This is a genomic window from Micromonospora sp. NPDC048063, from assembly GCF_043202855.1.
Taxonomy (GTDB): domain Bacteria; phylum Actinomycetota; class Actinomycetes; order Mycobacteriales; family Micromonosporaceae; genus Micromonospora.
This window is the reverse complement of the sequence record NZ_JBIDBG010000003.1, coordinates 718,723-728,163: the sequence shown is the minus strand read 5'-3', so window position 1 is coordinate 728,163 and position 9,441 is coordinate 718,723. Positions and strand designations below refer to the sequence as shown.

Sequence of the window (9,441 nt, the reverse complement as noted above, 5' to 3'; positions counted from 1 at the left end):
GGGGGGGGGGGGGCGGGGGGGCCGGGCGCCCCCCCCGGCCGCCCCCCCCCCGGGGGGGCCCCCCCCCCCCCCCCCGCGGGCGGGCCCCCCCCCCCCCCCCCGGGGGGGGGCCCCCGGGGGGCGGGGGCGCCCACCACTGGCGGTTGCCCGACGGGCCGGGCGGACATGGGTCAGGCGGTGAGGTACTTCTCCAGGTCGTCGACGATCTTGTTGGCGGCGCCGACGCCGATGCCGGTCATCCAGATCTCGTCGGAGACGACGTGCGCCTTGCCCGCCTTGACCGCCGGCAGCGCCTTCCACAGCGTCCCGCCGGTGACCTTGGCCTGCTCGGCGGCGGCCTTCTCGCCGTACGCGGTCACGAAGATGACGTCACCGTCGACCTCGCCGATGCGCTCCGGGCTCACCCGGTCCATCCGCCGGTCCTCCTTGCCGGTCAGCAGCTGCCGCTCGGGGCGGCCCAGGCCGGTGTCGCCGATCACGATGCCGGAGAACGAGTCCGGCCCGTACACCCGGATCTCGGTCGGCATGAAGCGGACGATGGACACCTTGCGGTCGGCGGCGTCGCCCAGCTTGGCGCCGAACTCCTTGGCCCGGGTCTCGTACGCGGTGAGCAGGTCCTTGGCCTGCTGCTCCTTGCCGAGCGCCTTGCCGTCGAGGAGGAAGTTCTCCTTCCAGGTGACGCCGACCTTCTCGGTGAACACGGTCGGCGCGATGGCCTTCAGCTCGTCGTAGAACTTCTCCTGGCGGAACTTGCTGCCCAGGATCAGGTCCGGCTTGAGGGCGTTGATCGCCTCCAGGTCGGGCTCGGTGAGCACCCCGACCTCCTTGATGCCGGCGAGCTTCTCCTCGCCGAAGTAGGTCGGCCAGCTCTTCGCCTCGCCCGCGGTGGCGGCGCCGACCGGCGTGACGCCGAGGGACAGCGCGGTATCGATCTTGTCGGTGTCGAGCACCACGACCCGCTTCGGGTCGGCCGGCACCTTGGTGGTGCCCATGGCGTGGGTGATCTCCCGGGTCTCCCCGGTGGTGGTGCCGGCGACCGGGTCGCTCTCACCGCAGGCGGTGAGGCCGACGCCGAGGGCCAGCGCCACGGTGAGAGCGGCGGCGAGACGACGCATCAGATTCCTTTCGAGGGGTACGAGCCGGTGCGCGGGGTGAGCGCGTCCTCGGCCGGGGGGCGGGCCGCCGGGGGCGGCGGTCCCGCCGGAGCTGAGCCGACCAGGTCGGCCACGTCGGACGGCCGGGTCAGCGAGGGAGTGGTGAGCGCGGGCACCACGAGGGGCGCCCCGGTCACCGGGCAGGGCACGACCACGCAGTCGAGCCCGAAGACGTCCCGGACCAGGTCGGCGGTGAGGATCTCCCGGGGCGGCCCGGCGGCCACCACGGCGCCGGACCGCATCGCGACCAGGTGGTCGGCGTACCGGGCGGCCTGGTTGAGGTCGTGCAGCACGGCCACCACCGTCCGGCCCCGCTCGGCGCGCAGCCGGTGCAGCAGGTCCAGCACCTCCACCTGGTGGGCGAGGTCGAGGAAGGTGGTCGGCTCGTCGAGCAGCAGCGCCTCGGTGTCCTGGGCGAGGGTCATGGCGATCCAGACGCGCTGCCGCTGACCGCCGGAGAGGGTGTCCACGGCCCGGCCGGCCAACCCGGCCACGTCGGCGAGCGCCATGGCCCGGTCGACGGCGGCGCTGTCCTCCTCCGACCACTGCCGCCACCACCGCTGGTACGGCTGCCGGCCCCGGCCGACCAGGTCGGCGACGGTGACCCCCTCCGGCACCAGCGGGCTCTGCGGCAGCACGCCGAGCCGGCGGGCGACCTCGCGGGTCGGCAGGTCCCGGATGGCAGCGCCGTCGAGCAGCACCGCGCCCCGCCGGGGTGTGAGCAGGCGGGCCATGGTGCGCAGCAGGGTGGACTTGCCGCAGGCGTTGGGCCCGACGATCACGGTGAACGCGTCGGCGGGCAGCTCCAGGTCGAGCCCGTCCAGCACCGTCCGCTCGTCGTAGCCGGCGACCAGGTCGCGGGTGGAGAGCATCATGCCTCCTTGCCAGGGTGGGACATCACGAGGAACGCCGGCGGCCGCGGACCAGCAGGAAGATCAGGTACGGGCCGCCGATGGCGGCGGTCAGCACCCCTGCGGGCAGCTGGGTGGGGGCGAAGAGCCGCCGGCCGGCCAGGTCGGCCAGCACCAGCAGCAGCGCCCCGAGCAGGGCGGCGCAGACCAGCGGGGGTCGCTCCGCGCGGACCAGCCGCCGGGCCAGTTGCGGGGCGACCAGGGCGACGAAGTCGACCGCGCCCACCTGGGCGGTGACCATCGCGGCGGCCAGCACCCCGGTGCCGGCGAGGCCGACCCGGCGGGCCACCGGGCGCAGGCCGATCCCCCGGGCGGTGTCGTCGTCCAGCGCGGTGCTGTTCAGCGCCCAGCCGGCCCAGGCGAGCACGGGCAGGAGCGCGACGAGGGTGCCGGCGATCCAGAGGGCCTCGGTCCAGCCCTTGCCGGCGAGCGTGCCGATCAGCCAGATCTGCGCGCGCAGCCCGTCGATCGGGTCGGCGGTGAGCATGACCACCTCGGTCAGGGCCCGCAGCGCGAAGGCGACCGCCACGCCGGCGAGCACGAACCGCTGGGCGGCCAGCCCGTGCCGGGCGCCGAGGGCGAACAGCAGCGCGGCGGCGGCCAGGCCGCCGGCCAGCGCCGCCGGCGCCACGATCACCGCGGCGGCCCCGCCGGTCAGGGCCACCGTGGCGGCGAGGCCGGCGCCCTGGGTGATGCCGACGACGTCCGGGCTGGCGAGCGGGTTGCGGGCCACGCTCTGGATCAGCGTGCCGGCGACCCCGAAGGCCGCGCCGGCCACCGCGGCCAGCACCAGCCGGGGCAGCCGCAGGTCGAAGACGACCAGGTCGTACGGGGTGCCGGCGCCCGAGAGGGCGCGCAGCACGTCGACCGGGGCGACGTACGGGGTGCCGAGGGAGAGGCTGAGCACCCCGGCGCCCAACAGCAGCACGACCAGCGTGGCGGCGACCAGCACCGAGCGGCGGCGGATCTGCATGGCGACCGGGCCGACGCGCACCAGCGAGCGCCCGGGCAGCGCGACGACTCCGGCACGGGGGCGGCCCGTCGACCGGTCGGCCGGCTTCCGGGCGGCGGGGCGGGCGGGGGCGGTCACGCCGTCACCACCTTCGCGCGGGAAACGAGCAAGGCGGGCGGCAGAGCGCCGACCAGGGCGGGGGCGGTCACGCCGTCACCACCTTCGCCCGCCGGACCAGCCAGGCCAGCAGCGGGGCGCCGACGAGGGCGGTGACGATGCCCGCCGGCACCTCCCCGGGCGGGGCGACCAGCCGGCCGACGACGTCGGCGCCGAGCAGCAGCGCGGGCCCGAGCAGCGCGGAGACCAACAGGGTCCAGCGGTGGTCGGCGCCGACCAGGGCGCGGGCCAGGTGCGGCACGGCGAGCCCGACGAAGGCGATCGGGCCGGCGGCGGCGACGGCCGCCCCGGTGAGGAGCACGGCGGCGACGCCGCCGCCGAGGCGGACCAGCCCGATCCGGTGCCCGAGGCCCCGGGCCACGTCGTCGCCGAGGGCGAGGGCGTCCAGGCCGCGGGCGACGAGGGCGGCCAGCACCAGCCCGGCGAGCACGAACGGCAGCACCTGGGCGGCCACCGAGAGATCTCGCCCGGTGAGCCCGCCGACCACCCAGAACCGGTAGTCCTCGAACGTGCGGGCGTCGATGCTGAGCAGCGCGTACACCACGGAGGCGAGACTGGCGTCGAGGGCCGCGCCGACCAGCGCGAGGGTGACCGGGCTGGCGCCCTCGCGGGCGCGGGTGGCGACGGCGAAGACCAGCAGGCCGGCGAGGAGCGCGCCGCCGATGCCGAACCAGACGTAGCCGGCGAGGCTGCCGACGCCGAAGACGGAGATGGCGAGCACCACGCCGAACGACGCGCCGGCGCTGATCCCGAGGATGCGCGGCTCCGCGAGCGGGTTGCGGGTCAGCGCCTGGAAGAGCACCCCGGCGACGGCGAGCGCCAGCCCGACGGCGAGGCCGAGGGCGGTGCGCGGCATCCGCAGCTCCCGGACGATGGTGGTGGCCTCGCCGCCGTCCGGGGCGACCAGGGCGCGCCACACCTCGTCGACGGCGAGCGACCGGCTGCCGAGCGCGAAGCTCGCCAGCACGGCCAACAGCAGCACCAGCACGGCGGCGACGGCGACCGCCGCCCGGCGACCGCCATGCGCGCGGGGCCGGGTGCCGGCCGGGGCCGGTGGGGTGGCGAGGGTGGTCACGAGTCTCCCGCAAGCTGTGCTTAGGTTCGCCTTACCTTAGCTCACCCGGTTAGGGCCGCCTAACCAGCGGTGGTCGATCCGCCGCGCCGCCGCCCGGCGGCGCGTCCCGGCCCTACGCTGGGGGGATGCGATTCGACCAGCACACGGTGGTGCTCCTGGTGCGCCCGCCGGACGCCCCGGAGTTGCCGCTGGACGCGGCCGACCGGTTGCAGGACGCCCACCTGGCCCACCAGGCGGGGCTGGTGGACCAGGGTCTCGTCCTGGCGGCGGGGCCCTTCGTGGCGGCCGACGACGACCGGCTGCGCGGATTCGTCGTGCTCTCGATCAGCCCCGAGGAGGCCCGCGAGCTGTACCACAACGACCCGGCCGTGCGGGCCGGGCGGCTGGCCGTGCAGGTGATGAGCTGGATGGTGCCGGAGGGCAACGTGCGGTTCGAGAGCGTGCCGGTCCCCCGGTCCATGCTGGAGGCGGCGGCGGGCGACTGAGCCGTCAGCCCTCGCCGCCGGTGCGGGCCGCCGGCAGCGAGGGGCCGTCGAGCTGGTGGTCGGCCCAGACGTAGGTCTCGGGCAGCAGCTCGGCGACCGGCACCACGCGCAGCGCGTCCATCGGCCCGACGATGACCCGGATGGTGGGGAAGTAGTCGCGCAGCACCTGCCGGCAGCGCCCGCAGGGCGCGATCACCCCGCGCCCCCGGTCGCCCACCGCGACGATCGTCTCCAGCTCGGTGACGCCCTGGGTGGCGGCGGCGCCGACCGCGACCACCTCCGCACAGGGGCCGCCGGTGAAGTGGTAGACGTTCACCCCGGTGAAGACCCGACCGTCGGTGGTCCGCGCGGCGGCGGCGACCGTGTGGTTCTCGCTGCGGCAGCGCAGCTTGGCGACCGCCGTGGCGGCCTGCACCAGGGCCCGGTCAGTGTCCCGCATCGTCATCGCGCATCCCCGTGGTTCGACGTCGGTCGGCGGTCAACTCTAGACCCGCCGGCGCCCGCGCGGGCGGACGCACGCGGGCGGACCGGTAACCCGGGAGCGGTCCGGCCGCCGGCTGCCTATCCTTGGCGACGACATGCAGAATCCAGCCGCACCCGCCGCGACCGATCCCGCTCGCGAGCTGCACCGCCGCCTCCGCCCCCTGATGTTCCGCGACCAGCGTCGCCTGCAACGGCGGCTGGACGGGGTGCGCAGGCTCAGGGACCCGCAGCGGCGCGACGAGGCGCTCGCCGAGATCGCCGCCGACGTCGCGCGGGCCGAGGCGCGGCTGGAGAGCCGGCGCGCCGCCGTGCCGGTGGTCACCTACCCGGCCCAGCTGCCGGTCAGCGAGCGCAAGGACGACATCGCCGCCGCGATCCGCGACCACCAGGTGGTGATCGTCGCCGGCGAGACCGGCTCCGGCAAGACCACCCAGTTGCCCAAGATCTGCCTGGAGCTGGGGCGCGGGATCAACGGGCTGATCGGGCACACCCAGCCGCGCCGGCTGGCCGCGCGTACGGTGGCGGACCGGATCGCCGAGGAGCTCGGCACCGAGCTGGGCGACGTGGTCGGCTACAAGGTGCGCTTCACCGACCAGGTGAGCGACCGGAGCCTGGTCAAGCTGATGACCGACGGCATCCTGCTCGCCGAGTTGCAGACCGACCGGATGCTGCGCCAGTACGACACCCTGATCATCGACGAGGCACACGAGCGCAGCCTCAACATCGACTTCATCCTCGGCTACCTCCGGCAGCTCCTCCCCCGCCGCCCCGACCTCAAGGTGATCATCACCTCGGCGACCATCGAGACCGAGCGGTTCGCCCGGCACTTCGCCGGGCCGCCCACCGACGACGCGCCGGACGGCGTCCCGGCGCCGGTGGTCGAGGTGTCCGGGCGCACGTACCCGGTCGAGGTGCGCTACCGGCCGCTGGTCGAGGTCGCCGAGGGCGAGGACGACGGGGACGACGAGGAGAACGTCCGGGACCAGATCCAGGCCATCGGCGACGCCGTCGAGGAGCTGGCCGCCGAGGGGCCCGGCGACGTCCTGGTCTTCCTCAGCGGCGAGCGGGAGATCCGGGACACCGCCGACGCGCTGGGCAAGCTGGTGGAGAAGCCGGCGCTGCGCGGCACGGAGATCCTGCCGCTCTACGCCCGGCTCTCCACCGCCGAGCAGCACCGGGTCTTCGCCCCGCACGCCGGGCGCCGGGTGGTGCTCGCGACCAACGTCGCGGAGACCTCGCTCACCGTGCCCGGCATCAAGTACGTGGTGGACCCCGGCACGGCCCGCATCTCCCGCTACAGCAGCCGACTCAAGGTGCAGCGGCTGCCGATCGAGCCGGTCTCGCAGGCCTCCGCCAACCAGCGCAAGGGGCGCTGCGGGCGCACCTCGGACGGCATCTGCATCCGCCTCTACGACGAGCAGGACTTCCTGTCCCGCCCCGAGTTCACCGACCCCGAGATCCTGCGCACCAACCTCGCCTCGGTCATCCTCCAGATGACCTCGATCGGGCTCGGCGACATCGCCGCGTTCCCGTTCATCGACCCGCCGGACCGACGCAACATCGCCGACGGCGTCAACCTGCTGCACGAGCTGGGCGCGCTGGACCCGGCCGAGACCGACCCGGCGAAGCGGCTCACCCCGCTCGGCCGGCGGCTCGCCCAGCTCCCCGTCGACCCGCGGCTGGCCCGGATGGTCGTCGAGGGTGAGCGCAACGGCTGCGCCACCGAGGTGATGGTGATCGCCGCCGCGCTGTCGATCCAGGACCCCCGCGAACGGCCCGCGGACCGGCAGGCCCAGGCCGACCAGGCGCACGCCCGGTTCACCGACCGCGAGTCGGACTTCGTGACGCTGCTCAACCTGTGGCGGCACCTGCGCGAGCAGCAGCGCGAGCTGTCCTCCAGCGCGTTCCGCCGGATGTGCAAGGCGGAGTTCCTCAACTACCTGCGGGTACGCGAGTGGCAGGACATCGTCAGCCAGTTGCGCCAGGTGCTGCGTACCCCCGAGGAAGGGCGACCGGCGCGGGACGCCGACGGCGGCGGCCGGCGCCGGGGCGGCGCGGACCTGCCGGAGGAGATCGACACCCCCAGGGTGCACCAGTCGCTGCTGGCCGGCCTGCTGTCGCACATCGGGCTCAAGGACGCCCAGAAGCACGAGTACCTGGGCGCGCGGGGCGCCAAGTTCGCGCTCTTCCCCGGCTCGGCGCTGTTCAAGAAGCCGCCGCGGTGGGTGATGGCCGCCGAGCTGGTGGAGACCTCCCGGCTCTGGGGCCGGGTGAACGGCCGGGTCGAGCCGGAGTGGGTCGAGCCCCTCGCCCAGCACCTGGTCAAACGCAGCTACAGCGAGCCGCACTGGGAAAAGAAGCAGGCGGCCGTGATGGCGTACGAGAAGGTGACGCTCTACGGCGTCCCGCTGGTCACCTCACGCAAGGTCAACTTCGGCCGGATCGACCCGGCGCTGTCCCGCGAGCTGTTCATCCGGCACGCCCTGGTGGAGGGCGACTGGCAGACCCACCACCACTTCTGGCGGGACAACCAGCGGCTGCTGGCGGAGATCGAGGAGCTGGAGAACCGGGCCCGCCGCCGCGACATCCTCGTCGACGACCAGACCGTCTTCGACTTCTACGACGCCCGCGTCCCGGCGGACGTGGTCTCCGGGCGGCACTTCGACGCCTGGTGGAAGAAGACCCGCCGCGAGCAGCCGGACCTGCTCACCTTCACCCGGGAGCTGCTGGTCAACGCCGGCCGCGGCGGGGTGGACGAGGCCGACTACCCCGACGAGTGGTCGGCCGACGGGGTGACCCTGCCGCTGACCTACCGGTTCGAGCCGGGCACCGCGACCGACGGCGTGACCGTCGACATCCCGCTGCCGCTGCTCAACCAGGTGCCGGCAGAGAGCTTCGACTGGCAGGTCCCCGGGCTGCGCGAGGAACTGGTGGTCGCGCTGATCCGCTCGCTGCCCAAGGCGGTGCGCCGCAACTTCGTCCCGGTGCCGGACTACGCCCGCGCGGCGCTCGCCGCGATGCCGGCCGGCGAGGAGCCGCTGCTGGACGCGCTGACCCGGCAGTTGCGCCGGATGACCGGCGTCACCGTGCCCCGCGACGCCTGGGACCTCGACCGGCTCCCCGCGCACCTGCGGGTGAGCTTCCGGGTGCTCGACGAGGAGAACAAGCCGGTCGCCGAGGGCAAGGACCTGCCGGCCCTGCAACGCCAGCTCAAGGCGGAGGTACGCCAGGTGGTGGCCGCCGCCGCGCCGGACGTGGCCCGCACCGGGCTGACCGACTGGGGCATCGGCACGCTGCCGCGCACCATCGAGCAGGTCCGGGCCGGGTACGCGGTGACGGCGTACCCGGCGCTGGTGGACGAGGGCGCCACGGTCGGGGTGAAGGTGTTCGACTCGCCGGCCGAGCAGGAGGCCGCGCACTGGGCGGGCACCCGGCGGCTGCTCCGGCTGACCGTGCCGTCGCCGGCGAGGTTCCTCCAGGGGCGGCTGAGCAACGAGGCGAAGCTGGCCCTGAGCCGCAACCCGCACGGGGGTGTGCAGCAGCTCATCGAGGACGCCGCCGGGGCGGCGATCGACAAGCTGATCGGCGACGCCGGCGGGCCGGCCTGGGACGCCGAGGGCTTCGCCGCCCTGCGCGAGAGGGTCCGCGCCGACCTGGTGGACACCGTGGTCGAGGTGATGGACCGGGTGCGCCGGGTGCTCGCCGCCTCGCACGCGGTGGAGCAACGGCTCGGCAAGACCCAGAACCTGGCCGTGGTGGCGGCGCTGGCCGACATCCGGGCCCAGCTCACCGGCCTGGTGCACGCCGGCTTCGTCACCGAGACCGGGTACGCGCGCCTGCCCGACCTGCTGCGCTACCTCACGGCGGTCGAGCGGCGGCTGGACCGGCTGCCCGGCAACCCGCAGCGCGACAAGCAGCAGCAGGACCGGATCGCGGTGGTGCAGAAGGAATACCGGGACATGCTCGCCGCGCTGCCGCCGAGCCGCCGGCAGTCGGCGGCGGTCCGGCAGATCCGCTGGATGATCGAGGAGCTGCGGGTGAACGTCTTCGCCCAGGCCCTGGGCACCCCGTACCCGGTGTCGGAGCAGCGGATCTACCGCGCGATGGACGACGCCGAGGGCAGGTAGTCCCGGTGCGGCCGGGCGAAACCGGCGTTGTGCGGCCGGGCGAAACCGGTGTTCGTCTCCGCGACGGCCGCCGGGTG

The 9,441-nt window shown here is 74.8% G+C and carries 7 protein-coding genes; 2 read left to right on the top strand and 5 right to left on the bottom strand.

Annotated features, from left to right (window positions below; translation table 11 throughout):
• Window positions 1–170 precede the first annotated feature (170 nt).
• The 4 genes from ACGFZ2_RS11685 to ACGFZ2_RS11670 all read right to left on the bottom strand — a co-directional run bounded on the left by ACGFZ2_RS11685 (window position 171) and on the right by ACGFZ2_RS11670 (window position 4,269).
• Window positions 171–1,115: an ABC transporter substrate-binding protein gene (locus ACGFZ2_RS11685; protein ID WP_393452540.1), complete on the bottom strand. Its 945-nt coding sequence runs from the start codon at window positions 1,113–1,115 to the stop codon at window positions 171–173.
• Entirely contained in the window at window positions 1,115–2,026 is a 912-nt protein-coding gene (locus ACGFZ2_RS11680; protein ID WP_393452537.1) for an ABC transporter ATP-binding protein, read from the bottom strand. Before ACGFZ2_RS11680 ends, ACGFZ2_RS11685 begins: the two co-directional genes overlap by 1 nt.
• Window positions 2,027–2,051: 25 nt before the next feature.
• Window positions 2,052–3,155 carry a FecCD family ABC transporter permease gene (locus tag ACGFZ2_RS11675; RefSeq protein WP_393452534.1) on the bottom strand — a complete coding sequence of 368 codons (1,104 nt, stop codon included), beginning with the start codon at window positions 3,153–3,155 and terminating at the stop codon, window positions 2,052–2,054.
• A gap of 67 nt (window positions 3,156–3,222) precedes the next feature.
• Entirely contained in the window at window positions 3,223–4,269 is a 1,047-nt protein-coding gene (locus tag ACGFZ2_RS11670; protein WP_393452531.1) for a FecCD family ABC transporter permease, read from the bottom strand.
• 125 nt (window positions 4,270–4,394) lie between these two features.
• On the opposite strand from ACGFZ2_RS11670, the gene ACGFZ2_RS11665 reads away from it, so the two are divergent.
• Window positions 4,395–4,754: a YciI family protein gene (locus ACGFZ2_RS11665; RefSeq protein WP_393267442.1), complete on the top strand. Its 360-nt coding sequence runs from the start codon at window positions 4,395–4,397 to the stop codon at window positions 4,752–4,754.
• A 4-nt stretch (window positions 4,755–4,758) separates the two neighbouring features.
• Here ACGFZ2_RS11665 and ACGFZ2_RS11660 read toward each other — a convergent pair whose 3' ends face one another.
• Window positions 4,759–5,199, bottom strand: coding sequence for a cytidine deaminase (locus ACGFZ2_RS11660; RefSeq protein WP_393267443.1), 441 nt, complete (start codon window positions 5,197–5,199; stop codon window positions 4,759–4,761).
• 133 nt (window positions 5,200–5,332) lie between these two features.
• Between ACGFZ2_RS11660 and hrpA the strand changes: the two genes are divergently transcribed.
• Entirely contained in the window at window positions 5,333–9,364 is a 4,032-nt protein-coding gene (hrpA, locus tag ACGFZ2_RS11655; RefSeq protein WP_393452528.1) for an ATP-dependent RNA helicase HrpA, read from the top strand.
• Window positions 9,365–9,441: the final 77 nt, after the last annotated feature.